This is a genomic window from Microbacterium sp. ER1, assembly GCF_023383675.1.
Taxonomy (GTDB): Bacteria; Actinomycetota; Actinomycetes; order Actinomycetales; family Microbacteriaceae; genus Microbacterium.
The window spans coordinates 150,162-167,680 of sequence record NZ_QCXO01000136.1; the positions used below are offsets into that span (position 1 = coordinate 150,162).

Below are 17,519 nucleotides of genomic sequence, written 5' to 3' on the forward strand. Positions count from 1 at the left end.
GACCCTCCCCCTCGTTAGAATCGCCTGATGGCCTCGCTTCTCTACGTCTGCGTGCGACCCGAGACCGGGGCGGCGGATGCCGAGCACGCCTCGTTCCGGCGGGCGCTCGGAGTCGACGTGGTCGATCGTCTCGATCTGCTGCACGAGCCGCTGACCGAGGCCCACCTCGACCGCTACCGCGGCGTCGTCATCGGCGGCTCTCCCTTCAACGTCACCGACGTCGAGAAGACCCCGGTGCAGCGGCGCGTGGAGGCCGATCTGGAGACGCTCGCCCGCGCCGCACGGGAACAGCGGATCGCCGCGTTCTTCACCTGCTTCAGCATCGGGGTGCTCACCCGGCTCCTCGGCGGCGAGGTCGTGACGACCATGCCGGAGGCGGCGAGCGCGACGGTCATCGACACGACACCGGAGGGCGCCGTCGATCCCGTGTTCGGCCCGTCCGGCCCCGCGCTCACCGTGTTCACCGCGCACAAGGAGAGCGCCGCGACGACTCCGCCGGGGGCCGTGCTGCTCGCTACCAACGCGGCCTGCCCCGTGCAGGCCTACCGGGTGGGGACGCACCTGTACGCCGCGCAGTTCCATCCCGAGCCGACGCCGCGCGACTTCGCCGATCGGATGACGTTCTACCGCACGACGGGGTACTTCGATCCGGCGCAGTTCGACGCGGTGCAGCAGGAGGTCCTCGCGGCCTCGGTCACCGAGGGCGCCGCCCTGCTCCGCCGCTTCGCCGAGCTGTTCGGCTGAGATCAGGCCGGGGCGTCGCCGCGGAGCAGCGGGATGCGCTCGCGCAGGTAGGCATCCAGCGGCATGAAACCGCCCGCCTGACTCCAGCGCACCGACGGCACGCCGTCAAGGAGCGCGAGCGGACCGGAGGAGCCTCCGGCGTCCACCGCGTCGACGTCGATCACGCTCCAGCCGACGTGCACGACATCCCCCTCGTGGAAGCCGCCGCGCAGGGCGAGGGCCCGGCGCTCGGCCCGTGCGCGCGCCGACTCGGCGGTGTATCCCCGACGCCCCGGGTCCGCCGCGCGGAGCACCTCCGCCGTCGCCAGGGCATGCGTGTCGGTGAGCAGGATGACGCCGAGGTGCCAGGCCTCGCCGACACGGACGATCCGACGCCCGCGCCAGCGCGAGTCCTTCTCCTCGCCCAGCCCCTCCTTGGGGGCGCCGGCGAGATCCTGCACGGCCTGGGTCAGCAGGGCGGAGGCGGTGGTCACAGCTCCCCCAGCGTGGTCTGGTCGGCAAGGCGCGGGCCCGCGACCTGCGCACGATCGCCCCGCAGCGTCATCCCGATCAGCGGGTACAGGAGCACCGACAGCATGCCCGCCCCGACCAGCGCGGCCGCGGTCCCGGAGTCGAGCATGTCCTGATCCACGCCGATCGCTGTGACCGCGACGATGATCGGCAGCCCGGTGGCTGCGAGCAGGCCGAGCGCGGCGCGGTCGCGTCCGCTCGCGCCCGCCGGGGCGGACAGCTGGGCGGCCGATCCGCGGATCACCAGGAGCGCCAGCAGGAACACCGGCACCAGGGACATCGCCGAGGGAGACGTCAGCAGCGCCTGCAGGTCGAAGGTCACCCCCGTGTAGAGGAAGAACACCGGGACGAGGAAGCCGAACGCCAGACCCTCGATCTTGCTCTCGACCTCCGCCGCATCCTTCTCGGGCGCCCGCGCCATGATGATGCGCCAGATGGCCCCCGCGACGAAGGCGCCGAGGAGCATGTCCAGGTCGAGCATCACGCTGAGGCCGACGAGGGCCGCGATGAGGAGGATCACGAAGCGCACCCCGAACTGGTCGGAGGTGTGGAGGGTCGCGCGCACGATGCCGTGCAGGCGCCCGTGCGGCACCCGGTGCGCGACGAGGACGGCGAGTCCCGCCAGCACGACGAAGGTCAGCAGCACCGCCGTGGCCAGGGGCGTCGTCCGGGTGCTGAGGAAGATCGAGATCGCGATCAGCGGCAGGAACTCCCCCACGGCGCCGATCGTGCTGATGGCACGGCCGAACGGGGTGTCCAGCTCCTTCGCATCGCGCAGTATCGGCATCAGCGTGCCGAGAGCGGTCGAGCTCAACGCGATCCCGATGACGACCATGCCCTCGCCCGGGGCGAAGAAGAACCCGAGCCCGATGCCCAGCAGCACGCTGAGCAGCCAGCCCAGCGACGCCCGGGCGAGGGGCTTCCCGGCCACCTGGCGGAAGTCGATCTCCGAGCCGGCGACGAAGAACAGCACCGCCAGGCCGAAGTCGCTGAGCTTCTCCAGAAGGGGGCCCGGTTCGACCCAGCCGAGCACGGCGGGGCCGACGAGGATCCCGAGGACGAGCTCGAACACGACGATCGGCACCCGGACGAGCGGGCGGACGCCGCGAGCCAGAAGCGGTGCGGCCACCGCCAGCAGCGGGATCAGCACCAGTCCGACGTCGCTCGCATCCACGGTCTCAGGGTAGCGACGCTGTGGGCGATTCGCTCCCCACCCGCGCGGCACGGCAGAATCGATGCACACCCCGAGGAGCAGCCATGACCCAGCCCGATACCGCCCGCCTGCTGATCGCCTGCGACGACCAGCCCGGCATCGTCGCCGCGGTCGCCGGCGTGCTCGCCCAGCACGGGGCCAACATCATCTCGCTCGACCAGCACTCGACCGACTCCGAGGGCGGGCGGTTCTTCCAGCGCACCGTCATCCACCTCGACGGGCTGGCCGCCGCGCGCCCCGCGCTGGAGGCCGACATCGCGACGGTCGCCGAGCGCTTCGGCATGGAGTGGTCGCTGCACGACGTCGCCCGCCGCAAGCGCGTGGCGATCTTCGTGTCGAAGTACGACCACTGCCTGATGGAGCTGCTGTGGCGCACGCAGCGCGGGCAGCTCGACATCGACATCACCATGGTCGTCTCGAACCACCCCGACCTCGCCGAGGCCGTCCGCTCCTTCGGCGTGCCGTTCGTGCACATCCCCTCGACGGACAAGCAGGCGATGGAGGAGCGTCAGCTCGACCTGCTCCGCGGCAACGTCGACCTCGTCGTGCTCGCCCGGTACATGCAGATCCTCAGCGACGACTTCATCACGCGCCTCGAAGCCCCCGTCATCAACATCCACCACTCGTTCCTGCCCGCGTTCATCGGCGCGAACCCCTACGCCAGGGCGAAGGAGCGCGGCGTGAAGCTGATCGGGGCCACGGCGCACTACGCCACGGCCGACCTCGACGAGGGGCCGATCATCGAGCAGGACGTCACGCGGGTCACGCACTCCGAGTCCGCGGCCGAGCTTCAGAGCCGGGGCGCCGACGTCGAGCGTCTGGTGCTGGCCCGGGCCGTGCAGTGGCACGCCGAGGACCGGGTGATCGTGCACGGCCGCTCGACCGTCATCCTATAGCGCTCCGCCGCTCAGCGGTCGAGGATGTCCACGGCGAGCCCGTGCGACGCGGCGGCGAGGCGCTTGTCGTTCGTCCACAGCTCCGTGCACCCCGACAGCTGGGCGGCGGCGAGGTGCAGCGCGTCCGGGGTCTTCAGGCCGAAGTCGGCACGGAGCTCGGCCGATCGGACGAACGCGGTCGTATCGAGCGCGACGATCTCCATCCGCTCGAAGAGAGCCAGGTACCGGTCACGGAGCTCCGGATTGCGCTCGCGCGCGGGGAGCACGAGGCATTCGTGGAGTGCCAGTGGACTCGACGCCACCTCGTCGTCGACGTCGCGGAGTGCCTGCCGCACGGCATCGCCCCTCGGACCGCGGTCCTCGATGGCGTAGATGAGGATGCACGAGTCGAGATAGATCATTCCCAGGCGTCCCGGTTCTCGGCGACCTGCGCGTCCAGCTCCTCGGCGGTCCGAACGAGCCGGGGCGGAAGCGGATGCTGTTCGATCCACTCGACGAGGAGGCGGCCGCTCCGCACCACGTCGACCGGACCGATGGGGACCAGACGGGCGACCGGAGTGCCCCGCTTCGTGATGACCACGTCCTCACCCGCCTGGGACTCGGCGATCAGGCGCGAGAGGTTGTTGCGCGCTTCCAAGACGTTCTGCGTGGACATGACGCCATTCTAGCCAGGAACCTGGCGTTCCTCACCGGCCGGGGACTCCGGCTGCCAGCTCCGCAAAGACCTCGGCAGCGATGGTCCCGCGCGCGAGAGGGGCGGCCTGCCCCATCCACAGCGACTGCAGCTCGCCGAGATTCTGCTCCCCTGCCACCGTGCGGAACCGTCCGGTGAGCCAGTTCTGCATCGGGAACGGGGCGATCGTGCCGCTCGCCTCGATCGCCCGCACCGCGCGGTTGCGGGCTCCGCGGGCGAGGCGTCCGCTCAACGCCCTGGTCAGCACGGTCTCGTCGGCGGCGGTGGTCCGGATGGCGTCGCGGTGCGCTGCCGTCGCGGCGGACTCGGCGGTCGCGAGGAACGCCGTCCCCACCTGCACGCCGGAGGCACCGAGGGCGAAGGCCGCAGCGACCCCGCGGCGGTCCGCGATCCCGCCCGCGGCGATGACGGGCACGTCGACGGCGTCCACGATCTGCGGCACGAGCGCGACGGTGCCCACGAGCGACTCGGCAGCGGGACGGAGGAACGACACCCGGTGCCCGGCCGCCTCGGCTCCCGAGGCGACGACCGCATCGACTCCGGCCTCGGCGAGCGCGACGGCCTCCGCGACGGTGGTGGCGGTGCCGACGATGCGGATGCCGCGGTCGCGGGCCTCGGCGACGAGAGCGGCGGACGGCACCCCGAACACCACGCTCAGCACAGCCGGGGCGACCTCCCACACCGCGTCGAGCTGTTCGTCGAGCTCGGGGACGTAGCGCTCGGGCCGGGCCGGCACCGGAACCCCGACGGCCTCGTAGAACGGCTCCAGCGCCTGGGCGAAGACCGCGTGCTGCGGGTTCGGCGCGACCTCGTCCCCCACAGGCAACCAGATGTTCAGGGCGAACGGACGGTCGGTGGCGCGGTGCAGTTCGGCCCCGACGGCGCGGATCCGGTCGCCGTCGTAGCCGTACAGCCCGTACGACCCCAGCCCGCCGGCCGCGCTCACCGCCGCCGTCAGCGCCACCGACGAGCTCCCCCCGAACGGTCCCAGCACGATCGGATGCTCGACTCCCAGAAGTTCTGTCGCCATACCCCGACCGTACGCCCTTCGAATCGCCTGAATGGCTACATCGGCGGCCCGGATACAGCAATCCAGGCGATTCGAACGGGGTAAGCTCGCGGCATGAGCGAGTGGTTCGGGCAGATGCTCGGCTTCGTCGCGGCCGCGATCGGTCTCGTGACGGTGCCGGATGCCGCCGCGCTCGGCCTCGCGATCGCGCTGCTCGCCGTCACGGTCCTCACGCTCGCGCTCGTGCTGAGCGTGCGCCACCAGGCCTCCGCCGATGCCCCGCACCCGCTGCGGGCGATCGATGTCGGAACCCTCCTGCCACAGAGCGATCCGGATGCCGCCGGACACCCTCGTCCGCGAGCGCCGGGAGTCGCGACCGCCGCGTAGTCCGTCCGACCGGGACCGCGCGGCCTTCGCCGACCCCTCCCGACCTCATCGAACGGACCTTCCCGTGGACATCTTCGCCTTCCCTCCCCTCGCTGCGCTCCTGGACGCCGCCTACGGTGCCCTGAACGGCCTCTCCACCCTTCTCGAACCCCTCGCCGGCCCCTCCGCCGCCGCCCTCGCCGTAGTCCTGGTGACCCTCCTCGTGCGCGCCCTCCTCATCCCCGTCGGCATCTCCCAGGCCCGAGCCGAGCAGACCAGGGCCCGCCTCGCCCCGAAGCTGCGCGCGCTGCAGCAGCGCCACCGGAAGAACCCGGAGCGCCTGCAGCAGGAGATGATGGCGCTCTACCGCGCCGAGAACACCTCGCCCTTCGCCGGGATGCTGCCCGTGCTGGCGCAGGCACCGGTCGTCGGCCTGCTCTACACGCTGTTCCTGCGACCGGAGATCGCCGGACACCCGAACGAGCTGCTCACCCACGACCTCTTCGGCGCCCCGCTCGGCACGAGCCTAGTGTCGGCCCTGTTCGGCGGCACCGCGACCCCGGCGACGTTCGCGGTCTTCGGCGTGCTGCTGGCCGTGATGATCGCCGTCGCCGAGGTCACCCGGCGGGTGTTCCGACCGGCCCCCGTCGAGGGCGACGACTCTCCACTCAGCTCCCCCGGCATGCTCCGGATGATGGCCGCGCTGCACTACCTCACCGCGGTCTTCGCGGCCTTCGTCCCCCTCGCCGCCGCGCTCTACCTCACGGTCACGGTGGTGTGGACCCTCGTGCAGCGGGTGATGCTGCGCCGCCGTTACCCGCTGCCGCAGCCGGTGGCCGTCCGGGCATGAGAGCCGCCCGACCGGAGGGGCGTCAGTCGGGAAGCGGGATCGGCGCGGTGAACGGTCCCGCGGGGCCGTCGCCCCTCCGGTCGCGGCGCACGCCCAGCGTCGTCCCGACGCTCGCGGCGATCACGAGCGCCACCGCGAGCAGCCGCAGCGGCGTGGCGTCCTGTCCGAGGATGAGCCACCCGGCGAGGGTCGCGAACGCGGGCTCCAGGCTCAGCAGCACGCCGAACACCCGCTGTGGGAGCCGGCGGAGCGCCGCGAGCTCGAAGCTGTACGGGATCACGGACGACAGCACCGCGGTGACCGCCGCGAGCAGGAGGAGCTGCGGATCCAGCGCCACCGTCGCCGCCGCGGGCACGCCCACGGGGATGAGGAGCACCGCCGCGACGACGAGTCCCATCGCGAGACCGCTGCTGCCGGGGATGAGGGCGCCGACGCGCGCGCTCATCCGGATGTACATGACCCAGAATCCGGCCGCGATGAGGATGAAGACGACGCCCAGCGGATCGAGGGGTTCGGCGCCGACGAGGCCGTCGACGCCGAGCAGCGCCATGCCCAGCAGGGCCACGCCCACCCAGACCGCGTCGGCGAGACGGCGGGTCAGCACGGCGGCGAGCACGAGCGGCCCGAGGAACTCGATGGCCACGGCGGGCCCCAGGGGGATGCGGTCGATCGCCGCGTAGAAGAACCCGTTCATCGCGGCCAGGGACACCCCGAACAGCACGGCGGCGAGCCACTGCGACCGGGTCCAGGCGCGGGGCCGCGGGCGCACGATGACGACCAGCAGCAGCGCGGCGATCGCGACGCGGAGCGACGTCACGCCCCACGGCCCGAGCACGGGGAAGAGCTGCGCGGCCACCGCGGCGCCGAACGGCAGCGAGAGGCAGGATCCGATGACGAGCGCGACGCCCACGAGGGGTCCGGATGCCGCGGGTCTCTGCACCAGACAAGCTTAGGCGGCGGGGCCCTGCCTCCCCGCCGCCTGTGCCGTCCTCGCGCGGATCAGAGCGGCTTGCCACCCGTCACCGCGAGGACCGCGCCGGATACGTACGACGACTCCGCCGAGGCGAGGTACACGTAGGCACCGGCGAGTTCCGCAGGCTGCCCCGCGCGTCCGAGCGGGGTGTCCTGACCGAACGTCTCCAGGCGCTCGGGCCCCCACCCGGTCGCGGGGATCAGCGGCGTCCAGATCGGCCCCGGCGCGACGGCGTTGACGCGCACGCCGCGCGGCCCGGCCTCCTCCGCGAGCGCCTTGACGAACGCGACCTGCGCCGCCTTCGTCATGGCGTAGTCGATGAGTCCCGGCGACGGCTGCGCCGACTGCACCGACGAGGTCACGATGATGCTGGATCCCGGCTCGAGGTCGGGGAACGCAGCCCGGGCCGAGAAGACGAGGCCGGCGAGGTTCGTGTCGAACACGCGGCGCATCTTCTCGGTGTCGAGGTTCTCGAAGCCGTCGATGTCGTGCTGATAGGCCGCGTTGAGCACGAGCACGTCGAGTCCGCCGAGCTCGCGACGCGCACGGTGCACCGCATCGGTCGCGAAGGCCTCCTCGCGGACGTCGCCCGGGATGCTGACGCCTGTGCGACCGGCTTCGCGGACGAGCGCGAGCGTCTCCTCCGCGTCCGCCTGCTCCTCGGGCATGTGCACGATGGCCACGTCGGCACCCTCGCGGGCGAAGGCGATCGCGACCGCCCGTCCGATGCCGGAATCACCACCGGTGATGAGCGCGCGCCGTCCCTCGAGCCGGCCGTGGCCGACGTAGGACTGCTCGCCGTGGTCCGGCTCCGGGGTCGTCTTCTCGGTGAGGCCCGGCTGGTCCTGGCTCTGCGCCGGGAAGCCGTCCTCATGGTGGGCGTGTCGGGGGTCGGTGAGGCCGCCGTCGCGGGTGGTGTCGGTCATGTCCGCTCCTCCTGTCATGGGGCTGTCGATCAGGTCGTGATCGAGCCTCGTGGCTCCGGAGGAGGGACGGCAGGGGGTTGACAGCCCGGGGCGGTCTCCGCGACAGCGGGTGTCAGCCGGCGGAGGGGACGTCGCCGTGCGGGGGCTCGGCGCCCTCGGCGGGCTCGGGGACGAGGTAGAGCCCGCTGGGGGAATTCGCGGTGAAGGCGAGCGCTTCGACCCAGGCCCGGTTGACCGCGGGCTGGCGGCTGCCGAAGTACTTGAAGACGAGAGAGCTGCCCGGCTGGATCCAGACGGTCGTCCGTCCGCCGCCGACGCTGGCGTCCTCGCGCCAGCTGAACGGGAACGGCTCGCCGCGACGCAGCTTGGCCGTGATGACGAGCTGCAGGTGCGTGAGCGCCCGATCCTCGATCTCGGTCTTCACGCTGCCTTCGTAGATGAACTTGCCCATCGGGTGATGCTCCTCGGTCGGGTGGTCCTCAGCCCGGCGGACACTGCCGGGATCGGCCTATGGGTTAGAGGGTAAGCCCTCGGGCGGGGCGCACGGCAAATCGGCCCCGGAGGGCGATGCGCGCGTCGAAGTCAAGGCCCTGCGCGCGATCCGCGCGGCGATTAGCCTCGAATCATCGACACCCGAGGAGGGCACCGCCATGACTGACCGCCACATCGACGACCGTCCCGACGAGGGCTACACGCCCGGCACCACCCACGCAGAGCGCGGCGCGGGCAACCCGCGACTGCGCGTGCGGCGCGACGACGAGCGCACCGAGTTCGCGCTCGACATGGAGGAGGTCCGCATCGGATCGGCCGCCGGGAACGAGCTGCGCCTCGCCGACACCGAGCCGGTGCACGCGACGGTCGTGCACGACGACCGTGACGAGTACGTGGTGACCCTGCACGCCGACGGCGAGATGAACTCCAACCCCGATGCCGACGCGACCCACCCGGGCGACCGCACGGAGACGCTGCGTACCGGATCGCGCTTCACGGTGGGCCCGTGGGAGCTGGTCTTCGCCCGCGAGGAGTTCGCCGACCACGGCCGTCCGTTCGGTGGACGCCAGGGCGGCGAGTACTCCGACCAGCCGCTGCAGGAGGCGCGTGCGGGCTACGACGCCGACGACGAGCGGCTGTCCCAGGCCGACGTCAACGACGAGCGGTCTCAGTCGGACTCCAAGGCCGACTGATGGTGCGGGGTGCCGACGGGCTTCGACTCCGCTGACCCCCGCTGGCGCAGGTAGATCGCGAACGCGACCATCGTCCCCACCGCGAGGAACTCGGACTGCCAGTTCTGCAGGGTGCGGTCCCAGAAGTCGGAGCTGGTCACGTAGTCGCCCCAGGTGATCGCGGCGAGGCCGTGCATCGCGTTCTCCTCGTTCATGACCACTGTCCCGGCGAGCGACTGCGCGAGCCAGGACAGCACGAAAACTGCCCCCATCACGAGCAGCAGCGAGTTGCCGAACACCGCCGCTCGCCACCCGCCCGCCCGGGCCCACCGCGGAGAGTCCGGGCGGGCGTGCGCGCCGACGAGCTGATCGGCATCGCTGCCCGGCCCCTCGTCGCCGGGCTTCTTCGACTCCGGGGAGCCCTTCTGCACGAACCAGATCGTCGCGGCGATGAAGAGGAAGAACTGCAGGAACTCCGACTGCCAGTTCTCGGCGACGTCGACCGCGAAGTCGGACGACCAGAGGAAGTCTCCGAAGCCGATCGTCGGCTGCCCGTGGTCGAGGAGCTCGTCGTTGTTCCGGAGGTAGCCGGCGATGGCCTGGCCGGCCAGAGCCAGCACGAAGAGGGCGAGGAAGAAGAGGCTGAGGGCGTGGTCCTTGATCCGCGAGCGCATGTCATCGCCCTCCCAGCGGCAGGCCGATCATCACGGCGAGCCCGACGCCGATGATCCCCGCCCAGATCCAGAAGACCGCCCGCATCCCTGCGGTGTCCCGCGCATCCTCCGCCATGTCCGCCTCCTTCGTCGGTGTGACGTTCCTCGACGATGGCGCGCCGGGCGACGGCCCTCCAGGGGCTTGACGCGGGCGTCGTTGTCAATCCCCTGCGACAGGGCGCCACGGGGTCCGTAGCGTAGGGGGAACCGACGAGAGGAGCGCCCCGATGACCGCACCGAACGAGACCCCCGACCTCGAGCACCTCGGCGAGCTCGCCCGCAGCCGAGGTCTGCGCGTGAGCGTGGCGGAGTCGCTCACCTCCGGACGCCTCGCGAACACGATCGGTGCGGGCGAAGGGGCGTCGGGGTGGTTCGCCGGCGGCATCGTCGCGTACTTCACGGAGGTCAAGGAGAGGGTGCTGGGGCTGCCCCCGGGGACCGACCCGACGTCCGCCGCTTGCGCCGAGCAGCTCGCCCGGGGCGCACGGGAGCTCTTCGACGCCGACATCTGCGTCTCGACGACCGGGGTGGGCGGGCCCGGTCCGGAGGGCGGTCATCCCGCCGGCACGGTGTACCTCGGCTGGGCCACCGCCGACGACGCCGGGCACCGGAGGCTGGCCCTGACCGGTGACCCGGACGAGATCCTGTCGGCGAGCGTCGACGCCGCGGTGCGCCTGCTCGCCTTCCACGCCGAGGGACTCCATCCCGCAGGGCCCCGGCGCACCGGTTCCGACTGAGGGCTCAGCGGCCCGGCACCAGACCCACCCGCAGCGGGGCGCCCGGCACCGCAGCCTCCGTGAGAGCGGCGTCGATGTCGAGCAGCGGTCGCACGGCGCCCACGGCCTCGGCGAACGGATAGGCGCGCCCGCGCCCCGCGAGGAACGATACCGCTGCTGCGAGGTCGTCAGCGCTGTAATTGTGCACGCCGGTCACCGTGACGAGACGGCGGACGAGATCCTCCGCCTCCAGCGGGACGGGCGCCGCCGGGAACACGCTCCCGACCAGGACGACCGTGCCGCCGACGGCGACGCCGGCGAGCGCCTCCCCGACGGCGTGCCCGGAGGCTTCGATGACCACGTCCGGGTCACGGTCGAGCGCGGTGGCTCCGAAGCGAGCGGCGAAGCCACGGCGATCGTCGTCTGGATCGCGCACCTCGACCACGGCCCCGTGCTCGGCCGCGATCGCCGCGGCGCTGATCCCCACCAGTCCTGCACCGTGGATGCGCACCGCGGCACCGTCGAGATCGATGTCACGCGCCGCTCGCGCCACGGCCGCCCATGCCGTCGCCGTCGCGCAGCCGGCCGGAGCCAGCACCGCGGCCGGCAGCGCCTCCGGTACGCGCGCGATCGCGGTGCCGGCCCGCAGCTGCACATGACTGGCGAAGGCTCCGGTCAGGTCGCTGTGCGCCCCGACGCGGTCATGGCCGTACTTGCCGAGGTCCCGGCACTTCTGCGTGAGGCCGCGCCGGCAGCGATCGCAGGTGCCGCACGACACCGTGACAGACCACACCACGCGGTCGCCGATCCGCAGCGGGGTCTCGTCCACCGCCTCCGCACCGTCGTCGCCCAGCGCGATGACCCGACCGACGCTCTCGTGCCCGAGGACGAGGGGCGCGGGCGCGGACCGGCGGCCCTGCACGGTGTGCACGTCCGATCCGCAGATCGTCGACATCTCCACCGCGACGAGCACGTCCCGATCACCGAGCGCGACCCCGGGGACGGCGATGGTCTCGTGCGGGTGGCCTTCGCCGATCCAGACCATCGCGGTGGCTGCGGGGCGCAGCGCGACGTCCCTCCGGTGGCCGGGTGGGCGGATCAGCACCGTTCCCATGACACGACCTCAGACGGAGGCGACGGCAGGAAGGAGCTCGCGCTGCGCCAGCGCTGTCCGCAGCGCCGTGACGTCGGACAGCACGACGTCGGCCCCCGCTCCGCTCAGCGCCGCGCGATCGTGCGCCCCGGTGAGGACCCCCGCGACGAAGCCCGCCCCCGCACGACGGCCGGAATCGACGTCGCTCACGGTGTCGCCGGCGACGGCCACAGCCTGCACCGCTGACGCGCCCGTCCGCAGAAGGGCGGTGAGGACGAGGTCGGGCGCGGGGCGTCCGCGGCCGGCATCGACCGGAGACAGGGCGAGGTCGACGAGTCCTCCCCACCCGAGCCCGTCGATGAGCGCCTGTCGCGTGACCGGAGCGAATCCGGTGGTGAGGACGACGGTCAGCCCCGCGTCCTTCAGCCCCTGGATCGCGTCCGCCGCTCCAGGGATCTCCGCGACGCCGCTCTCGGCGACGATCTCGGCGTATGCGGTCTCGAACGCCGCGGTGGCCTGCCGCGCCGCGCTCGCATCGCCGCCCGCGAGATGGAGGAAGACGTCGAACTTGGACTGCCCCATCGTCTCCCGGACGTAGTCGAGGGCATCCTCCCAGGGCAGCCGCGCGGCGACGCCGGTGCGCTCGGCGGCGCGTTGGAACGCCTGCTCCACCACGCCGTCGTCCAGGACGGTGGTGCCGGCCATGTCGAGGACGACGAGTTCGATCGGAGTGGTCATGGTGTTCCTTCCAGAGCAGGGGTGCCGCCGAGGGCGGCGGTGAGGTGCAGGTCGGCGAGCCCGAGACCGCAGGTCATGCCGATGCCGGTGGTCGCGGCGAGCACGAGGGCGCCGTCATCTCCGCGGTCGACGAGGAACTCGCCGGGGGCTTTCGCGTACACGCCCTGCCACCGCTCGATGACCCGCGGCGCCGCCCCGTCGAACAGGGCCTCGGCCTCGTCGAGGAACGCGGTGAACGCGGCCTCCGGCTGGAACGGCGACGGGGCGGCGTCGGTGGCGTGGGAGTCTCCGAGGATGAGCGTGCCGTCCGGCAGCTGCGTGTACATCTGATTGAGATCGAGGGCCGCGAGGTCGGGCCGCTCGGCGTGCAGGCGCTCGCGGAGGGTGCGGGCCTCGGGGCTGTCGGCGAACCGCCCGTACCGGATGAGGGACCAGCCGGTCAGCAGGGGCGCGGTCAACGGTCGCGGGAAGGAGACGGCCGCCCGCATCATGTCCAGCGCACACCGCACGACCCCGTGCCGTTCCGCGACCTCGGGCAGGAGCTGGTCGATGTCGTGGTTGACGGCCACGACGACCGCCCCGGTGTCGATCGCCCCGCGCGTGGTCTCCACCCGTCCCGCGCCGAGGGCCGTCACCGCAGTGCGGAAGCGGAACTCGACGCCCTGTGCCGTCAGGTGGCGCACGATCGCGGTCGCCGCCGTGCGCGGGTCCGTCTGCAGGTCGGCCTCGATGAGGGCACCGCCGACGAGCCCGTTCCGGCGCAGCGGCGCACGGCGCAGGAGCTCGGCGGCCTCCAGCATCCGGATGCCGCCGTCCCGCGCCGCCGCGGAGAGCACGGCGAACTCGTCCTCGTGGCGGGCGGCCACGAGCGTGCCCGACTCGCGGAGCCAGAACCCCGCGTCCCGGGCGAGCTGCAGCCAGAGCTCTCGGGAGGCATCCGCGTATCGCCGTGCCTCTCCGCCCTGCGCGCCGATGCAGAGGTGGCCGAAGTTGCGGATCGTGGCGCCGGTCGGGGCGGCGCTGCGCTCGACGACGACGACCCGGAGCCCGCGGCGCACGGCGGCGAAGGCGGCGCCGAGACCGACGATGCCGGTCCCCACCACGACGAGGTCCGGATTCTTCGCCCCGGTCATCGGAACACCTTCCTCATCCACATCGCGAGCCCCTCGACGGCGAGCACGGTGACGAGGATCATCAGCACGATCGCGGTGACGGTCTCGTAGCGCGAGCCCTGGCTGGCGTTCAGCAGGTAGTAGCCGACCCCGCCGCCGCCGACGATGCCGAGGATCGTGGCCGCGCGGATGTTGGTGTCGAGCATGTAGAAGCTGTGCCCGATGAGGGCTCGGGTGCCCTGGGTCAGCGTGGCCGACGTGTACGTCTGCATCCGTGTGGCGCCCACCGCCCGCAGCGCGCGCTCAGGGCCGCGGTCGACCTCCTCGAAGGAGTCGGCGATGAGCTTGCCGAGCAGACCGATGCCGCCGATCGCGAGCGCGATGACGCCGGCCTGCGCGCCGAGACCCGTGATGACGACGAGGACGATGGCGAGGATCAGCTCGGGGATGCCGCGGATGCCGACGAGCAGCAGACGGGCGGTGCCGCGCCCTGCCGCGTGCGGGGCGACGTTGCGCGCGGCGAACGAACCGAGCAGCAGCGAGGGCAGGAGCGTGAGGACGGTGGCGGCGAGCGCGATGGCGACGGTCTCCCGCATGGCCTCCAGCATCGCGACCGTGTCGTAGCTGCCGAACGACGGGGGCCAGAACCGGGCGGCGACGTCGGGCAGCTTCGCCCAGAAGGTGAACAGGTCCGACCAGGTGATCTGGCTCACGACGACGCTGCCGATCACGACGAGGAGCGCGACGGCACCGGCCGCGGTGTGGCGCACGCGTTGCGCGGTCCACGGACGACGCACCGCGGTCTCCGGGCTCGCCGCCCACGCCGGGCGGCCCTCGGCGGGCGCGTGCGACCGCCGACGCAGGCGCGGGTGCACGATCCGGTCCATCCAGGAACGGGTCTGCTTCTGCTCACCGAGCATCGCGCCCCGCACCGTGCTCGAGATGATCTCCATCACGATGCACAGCACGAAGATCACGAGCGCGATCCCGAGACCCTTGCCGTAGTTCAGCGCCTTGAACGCATAGGACATCTCGAGACCGAGGCCGGCGACGCCCACGTAACCGAGCACGACGCTCCCGCGCAGGTTGATGTCGTTGCGGTGCAGCACCGTCGCCACCCAGCTCGGCAGCACCTGCGGGAGGATGCCCGCCGTGAACTCCTGGAGCTTCGAGCCGCCGGCGGCGCGGATCGCGAGACGCGGCCCCTCGTCGATCTGCTCGATGGCGTCCGCGAACATCTTGGAGATCATGCCGATCGAGTGGATGCCGATCGCGAGGATGCCGGGCAGCGTGCCGAGCGAGAACATCAGCACGAAGGCCATGGCCAGCACGACGTCGGGAAGGGCACGGGTGAGGACGCCGAGGAAGCGGGCTGCCGCGCGCCAGCCGGCGCCCGGGGTGGTGTTCGCAGCGGCGAGGTAGGCGATCGGCACGGAGAGCACGGCCGCCAGCAGCGTGCCGACGAGCACGAGGCCGACGGTCAGGGCGATCAGCCAGGCGAGGTCGGCCGGCGCGGGGAAGGAGAGTCCGCCGACCCGGGCGAGGAAGTTCTCGGCGTTGCCCCAGCTCTGCACCATCGCGGGGATCGAGATGCCCACGTCCCGCACCGCGACGATGCCGAGCACGACGAGGACGACGAGGGTGAGCCCCGCCGCGATGCGCTCCGCCGAGAGCGGCCGCTTCGGCGCCCGCTCCGCGACGCTCCCTCCGCCCTGGTTCGCTGAGCCCGTCGAAGCACCCTGGGTCGCTGAGCCGCTGCCCTGGGTCGCTGAGCCTGTCGAAGCGGCCTGGGTCGCTGAGCCGCCGCCCTGGGTCGCTGAGCCTGTCGAAGCGCCCCGTGTCGAGGCCCCCACCGTCGTCATGACGCCCCCACCGTGGTCACGGCGTCGACGAGTTCCACCTGCACGGCGCGGATCTCCGCCGTGGTCGTCGCGACGCGGCCGTAGATCTCCATCACCTCGGCCTTGGTGAGTCCGTCCGTCGGGGTGTCCAGGACGACCTCGCCGTGCCGGAGCCCGACGATCCGGTCGGCCCAGCTGATCGCGAGGTCGACCTGGTGCAGGCTGCACACGACGGTGAGGCCTTCGTCGGCGGCGATCTCGCGGATGAGGGCCATCACCTGCTCGCTCGACTCCGGGTCGAGGGAGGCGACGGGCTCGTCGGCCAGGAGGATCGCCGGCTTCTGCATGAGGGCCCTGGCGATGGCCACGCGCTGCTGCTGGCCGCCGGACAGGGTGTCGCTGCGCTGGTAGGCGCGGTCGAGGAGGCCGACGCGGTCGAGGTGCTCCAGCGCGGTGAGCTTCGCGGCGCGGGGATAGCTCCACAGCCCGAGCCGCGGGCCGCGCATCCGCGAGAGCGACCCTGTCAGCACGTTCTCCAGCACGGTCAGCGAAGGCACGAGCTCGAACTGCTGGAAGATGAAGCCCACGCTGCTGCGAAGCTGTCGCAGCGCCCGCCCCTTCATCGAGGGAACGGACGCGCCGAGCACCTCGACGGACCCGGAGCTGGGCAGCTCCAGGCCGTCGAGATGCCGCAGCAGCGTGGACTTGCCGGAACCGGAGAGCCCGAGCAGCACGACGATCTCTCCCTGGGCCACCTCGAGCGTGACGTCCTTGAGGGCGGTGGTGCTGCCGAAGGTCTTCGTGACGCCGGCGAGGCGGATGAGGGTGTCGGATGCCGCGGTCATGGCTTCTCCTGTCGTCAGGCGCGGGGCGTCAGCCCTGGCACTGCTCGGCTTCGGTCTCGGCGCAGATGTCGCGGATGAGGTCGTAGTACGCGTCGTCCACCGGCTTGGTGGCGAAGAACACGCTGCGGAACGCGTCCGAGTCCGCGCTGTCGATGCCCGCCGCGATGATGTCGTCGATGGTGACCTCGCCGAGGGCGTCGACGAGCTGTGTCGCCACGTCGTCCGGCAGCGACGACGAGTAGACGAGCGGAGCACCCGGGACCATGGTCTCGGCGATGACCTTCACCGTGTCCGACTTCTCGACCTCGGAGTCCTCGGCGAAGCCGGCCTCGCACTCGACGCCCTCGCCGACCTTCTGCACGCTCACGTCGTGCTTGCCCGCGAACACGGGAGTGATGTCGGTCTTCGGGTCGACGCCCGCCTCGATGAGGTTGTACGACGGGAAGAGGTAGCCGGAGGTGGAGGAGGGATCCACGAAGCACACCTTCTTGCCCGCGAAGTCCTCGAGGCTGGAGATGTCGCTGTCCGCCGGCACGATCGCCTGCGAGTAGTAGCCGGGCTCCTGGCCCTCCTCGGTCACGATGGAGGAGATCGGGGTGAGCTTCGCGCCGTTGTTCGTCGCGGTGACGTAGGTGAACCCCGAGAACGAGGCGACGTCGACCTTGCCGGCGACGGCGGCCTCGATGAGCGCGGCGTAGTCGGTGGACTCGTGGTACTCGACGGCCTTGCCGGTGACCTCGGCGATGTAGTCCATGAGCGGCTGGTAGTTCGTCTCGGTGTCCACCGAGTCGGGGACGACCCCGAAGACGAGCGTGTTCTCGTCGACGGCGAATCCGCCGACCGACTGAGCGTCGGCGGAGGCGTCGGTGGCGTCGGCCGATCCGGAACAGCCGGCGAGGCCGAGCGCGAGGATCGCAGCGCCGGCGAGGGCAGGGAGAGCGCGGAGCTTCATGAGGACCTTTCAGGGTGGGAGGAGTGATCCAGGGACGACTCTCCCAGCCCCGCGGCCGAGATGTATACCTATCTCGGAAGAGTTCAGGCGGCGTTCACCCGGCATTCGCTTGGGTGAACAGGCGCGCAACGCCGACTGTGCGACGGCGTCGAACGAAGTAATGTA

At 71.8% G+C, this 17,519-nt stretch carries 21 protein-coding genes; 6 read left to right on the plus strand and 15 right to left on the minus strand.

From position 1 onward, the window contains the following. Positions 1-27 precede the first annotated feature (27 nt). Positions 28-744, plus strand: a complete 717-nt coding sequence (locus BV453_RS11210; RefSeq protein WP_249521610.1) for a GMP synthase — start codon at positions 28-30, stop codon at positions 742-744. 2 nt (positions 745-746) lie between these two features. On the opposite strand, the gene BV453_RS11215 is transcribed toward BV453_RS11210, so the two are convergent. Both BV453_RS11215 and BV453_RS11220 read right to left on the minus strand, forming a co-directional pair. Further along, the gene (locus BV453_RS11215) at positions 747-1,217 is read right to left on the minus strand and encodes a glutaminase (RefSeq protein ID WP_249521611.1); all 471 of its coding nucleotides are present in this window, start codon (positions 1,215-1,217) and stop codon (positions 747-749) included. After that, positions 1,214-2,428: a cation:proton antiporter gene (locus BV453_RS11220; protein WP_062632981.1), complete on the minus strand. Its 1,215-nt coding sequence runs from the start codon at positions 2,426-2,428 to the stop codon at positions 1,214-1,216. Before BV453_RS11220 ends, BV453_RS11215 begins: the two co-directional genes overlap by 4 nt. Positions 2,429-2,511: 83 nt before the next feature. On the opposite strand from BV453_RS11220, the gene purU reads away from it, so the two are divergent. Then, positions 2,512-3,363 (plus strand): formyltetrahydrofolate deformylase, encoded by an 852-nt coding sequence (purU, locus tag BV453_RS11225; protein ID WP_062632982.1) that lies wholly within the window; start codon positions 2,512-2,514, stop codon positions 3,361-3,363. Between the two features lie 11 nt (positions 3,364-3,374). Here the strand turns inward: purU and BV453_RS11230 are convergent, their stop codons facing one another. From BV453_RS11230 to BV453_RS11240, 3 genes are read right to left on the minus strand one after another with little or no spacing between them, the layout of a single operon-like run. Continuing rightward, on the minus strand, positions 3,375-3,764 hold the full coding sequence (locus BV453_RS11230; RefSeq protein ID WP_062765400.1) for a type II toxin-antitoxin system VapC family toxin: 390 nt from the start codon (positions 3,762-3,764) through the stop codon (positions 3,375-3,377). Then, the gene (locus tag BV453_RS11235; RefSeq protein ID WP_249521612.1) at positions 3,761-4,018 is read right to left on the minus strand and encodes a type II toxin-antitoxin system Phd/YefM family antitoxin; all 258 of its coding nucleotides are present in this window, start codon (positions 4,016-4,018) and stop codon (positions 3,761-3,763) included. Before BV453_RS11235 ends, BV453_RS11230 begins: the two co-directional genes overlap by 4 nt. Before the next feature lie 31 nt (positions 4,019-4,049). Then, the gene (locus BV453_RS11240; RefSeq protein WP_249521613.1) at positions 4,050-5,087 is read right to left on the minus strand and encodes a nitronate monooxygenase family protein; all 1,038 of its coding nucleotides are present in this window, start codon (positions 5,085-5,087) and stop codon (positions 4,050-4,052) included. A 93-nt stretch (positions 5,088-5,180) separates the two neighbouring features. On the opposite strand from BV453_RS11240, the gene BV453_RS11245 reads away from it, so the two are divergent. Then, entirely contained in the window at positions 5,181-5,453 is a 273-nt protein-coding gene (locus BV453_RS11245; RefSeq protein ID WP_062765409.1) for a DUF6412 domain-containing protein, read from the plus strand. 64 nt (positions 5,454-5,517) lie between these two features. Beyond that, positions 5,518-6,282 carry a membrane protein insertase YidC gene (locus BV453_RS11250; protein ID WP_249521614.1) on the plus strand — a complete coding sequence of 255 codons (765 nt, stop codon included), beginning with the start codon at positions 5,518-5,520 and terminating at the stop codon, positions 6,280-6,282. A gap of 22 nt (positions 6,283-6,304) precedes the next feature. Here the strand turns inward: BV453_RS11250 and BV453_RS16770 are convergent, their stop codons facing one another. The 3 genes from BV453_RS16770 to BV453_RS11265 all read right to left on the minus strand — a co-directional run bounded on the left by BV453_RS16770 (position 6,305) and on the right by BV453_RS11265 (position 8,632). Then, entirely contained in the window at positions 6,305-7,222 is a 918-nt protein-coding gene (locus tag BV453_RS16770; protein ID WP_062632992.1) for a DMT family transporter, read from the minus strand. Positions 7,223-7,281: 59 nt separating this feature from the next. After that, entirely contained in the window at positions 7,282-8,181 is a 900-nt protein-coding gene (locus BV453_RS11260) for an SDR family oxidoreductase (RefSeq protein WP_025102487.1), read from the minus strand. A 112-nt stretch (positions 8,182-8,293) separates the two neighbouring features. Continuing rightward, positions 8,294-8,632, minus strand: a complete 339-nt coding sequence (locus BV453_RS11265) for a hypothetical protein (RefSeq protein ID WP_062632996.1) — start codon at positions 8,630-8,632, stop codon at positions 8,294-8,296. A gap of 199 nt (positions 8,633-8,831) precedes the next feature. On the opposite strand from BV453_RS11265, the gene BV453_RS11270 reads away from it, so the two are divergent. Next, positions 8,832-9,365, plus strand: coding sequence for an FHA domain-containing protein (locus tag BV453_RS11270; protein ID WP_062765427.1), 534 nt, complete (start codon positions 8,832-8,834; stop codon positions 9,363-9,365). Here BV453_RS11270 and BV453_RS11275 read toward each other — a convergent pair. Continuing rightward, positions 9,341-10,018, minus strand: a complete 678-nt coding sequence (locus tag BV453_RS11275; RefSeq protein ID WP_249521615.1) for a DUF6766 family protein — start codon at positions 10,016-10,018, stop codon at positions 9,341-9,343. The two genes, BV453_RS11270 and BV453_RS11275, sit on opposite strands and share 25 nt — an antisense overlap. A gap of 266 nt (positions 10,019-10,284) precedes the next feature. On the opposite strand from BV453_RS11275, the gene BV453_RS11280 reads away from it, so the two are divergent. Further along, positions 10,285-10,794, plus strand: coding sequence for a CinA family protein (locus BV453_RS11280; protein ID WP_249521616.1), 510 nt, complete (start codon positions 10,285-10,287; stop codon positions 10,792-10,794). Positions 10,795-10,798: 4 nt separating this feature from the next. Here the strand turns inward: BV453_RS11280 and BV453_RS11285 are convergent, their stop codons facing one another. Genes BV453_RS11285 through BV453_RS11310 form a run of 6 tightly spaced genes read right to left on the minus strand, consistent with a single transcriptional unit; the run spans position 10,799 to position 17,354 of the window. Continuing rightward, the gene (locus BV453_RS11285; RefSeq protein WP_249521617.1) at positions 10,799-11,887 is read right to left on the minus strand and encodes an alcohol dehydrogenase catalytic domain-containing protein; all 1,089 of its coding nucleotides are present in this window, start codon (positions 11,885-11,887) and stop codon (positions 10,799-10,801) included. Positions 11,888-11,896: 9 nt separating this feature from the next. After that, positions 11,897-12,604: an HAD family hydrolase gene (locus BV453_RS11290; protein WP_249521618.1), complete on the minus strand. Its 708-nt coding sequence runs from the start codon at positions 12,602-12,604 to the stop codon at positions 11,897-11,899. Further along, positions 12,601-13,737 carry a TIGR03364 family FAD-dependent oxidoreductase gene (locus tag BV453_RS11295; protein WP_249521619.1) on the minus strand — a complete coding sequence of 379 codons (1,137 nt, stop codon included), beginning with the start codon at positions 13,735-13,737 and terminating at the stop codon, positions 12,601-12,603. The genes BV453_RS11290 and BV453_RS11295 overlap by 4 nt, the downstream gene beginning before the upstream one ends. Beyond that, positions 13,734-15,578: an ABC transporter permease gene (locus tag BV453_RS11300; protein ID WP_249521620.1), complete on the minus strand. Its 1,845-nt coding sequence runs from the start codon at positions 15,576-15,578 to the stop codon at positions 13,734-13,736. Before BV453_RS11300 ends, BV453_RS11295 begins: the two co-directional genes overlap by 4 nt. Continuing rightward, positions 15,575-16,402, minus strand: a complete 828-nt coding sequence (gene phnC, locus BV453_RS11305; protein WP_062765447.1) for a phosphonate ABC transporter ATP-binding protein — start codon at positions 16,400-16,402, stop codon at positions 15,575-15,577. Before phnC ends, BV453_RS11300 begins: the two co-directional genes overlap by 4 nt. Positions 16,403-16,430: 28 nt before the next feature. Beyond that, positions 16,431-17,354 carry a phosphate/phosphite/phosphonate ABC transporter substrate-binding protein gene (locus tag BV453_RS11310; protein ID WP_249521621.1) on the minus strand — a complete coding sequence of 308 codons (924 nt, stop codon included), beginning with the start codon at positions 17,352-17,354 and terminating at the stop codon, positions 16,431-16,433. Positions 17,355-17,519: the final 165 nt, after the last annotated feature.

What these genes read in the sequence shown, in the direction of transcription:
- BV453_RS11230 (WP_062765400.1), bottom strand. Translation starts at nt 3,764, where the DNA reads ATGATCTATCTCGACTCGTGCATCCTCATCTACGCCATCGAGGACCGC.
- BV453_RS11245 (WP_062765409.1), top strand. Translation starts at nt 5,181, where the DNA reads ATGAGCGAGTGGTTCGGGCAGATGCTCGGCTTCGTCGCGGCCGCGATC.
- BV453_RS11240 (WP_249521613.1), bottom strand. Translation starts at nt 5,087, where the DNA reads ATGGCGACAGAACTTCTGGGAGTCGAGCATCCGATCGTGCTGGGACCG.
- BV453_RS11285 (WP_249521617.1), bottom strand. Translation starts at nt 11,887, where the DNA reads ATGGGAACGGTGCTGATCCGCCCACCCGGCCACCGGAGGGACGTCGCG.
- BV453_RS11210 (WP_249521610.1), top strand. Translation starts at nt 28, where the DNA reads ATGGCCTCGCTTCTCTACGTCTGCGTGCGACCCGAGACCGGGGCGGCG.
- BV453_RS11260 (WP_025102487.1), bottom strand. Translation starts at nt 8,181, where the DNA reads ATGACCGACACCACCCGCGACGGCGGCCTCACCGACCCCCGACACGCC.
- BV453_RS11235 (WP_249521612.1), bottom strand. Translation starts at nt 4,018, where the DNA reads ATGTCCACGCAGAACGTCTTGGAAGCGCGCAACAACCTCTCGCGCCTG.
- BV453_RS11280 (WP_249521616.1), top strand. Translation starts at nt 10,285, where the DNA reads ATGACCGCACCGAACGAGACCCCCGACCTCGAGCACCTCGGCGAGCTC.
- BV453_RS11295 (WP_249521619.1), bottom strand. Translation starts at nt 13,737, where the DNA reads ATGACCGGGGCGAAGAATCCGGACCTCGTCGTGGTGGGGACCGGCATC.
- BV453_RS11310 (WP_249521621.1), bottom strand. Translation starts at nt 17,354, where the DNA reads ATGAAGCTCCGCGCTCTCCCTGCCCTCGCCGGCGCTGCGATCCTCGCG.
- BV453_RS11265 (WP_062632996.1), bottom strand. Translation starts at nt 8,632, where the DNA reads ATGGGCAAGTTCATCTACGAAGGCAGCGTGAAGACCGAGATCGAGGAT.
- BV453_RS11275 (WP_249521615.1), bottom strand. Translation starts at nt 10,018, where the DNA reads ATGCGCTCGCGGATCAAGGACCACGCCCTCAGCCTCTTCTTCCTCGCC.
- BV453_RS11300 (WP_249521620.1), bottom strand. Translation starts at nt 15,578, where the DNA reads ATGACGACGGTGGGGGCCTCGACACGGGGCGCTTCGACAGGCTCAGCG.
- purU (WP_062632982.1), top strand. Translation starts at nt 2,512, where the DNA reads ATGACCCAGCCCGATACCGCCCGCCTGCTGATCGCCTGCGACGACCAG.
- phnC (WP_062765447.1), bottom strand. Translation starts at nt 16,402, where the DNA reads ATGACCGCGGCATCCGACACCCTCATCCGCCTCGCCGGCGTCACGAAG.
- BV453_RS11290 (WP_249521618.1), bottom strand. Translation starts at nt 12,604, where the DNA reads ATGACCACTCCGATCGAACTCGTCGTCCTCGACATGGCCGGCACCACC.
- BV453_RS11270 (WP_062765427.1), top strand. Translation starts at nt 8,832, where the DNA reads ATGACTGACCGCCACATCGACGACCGTCCCGACGAGGGCTACACGCCC.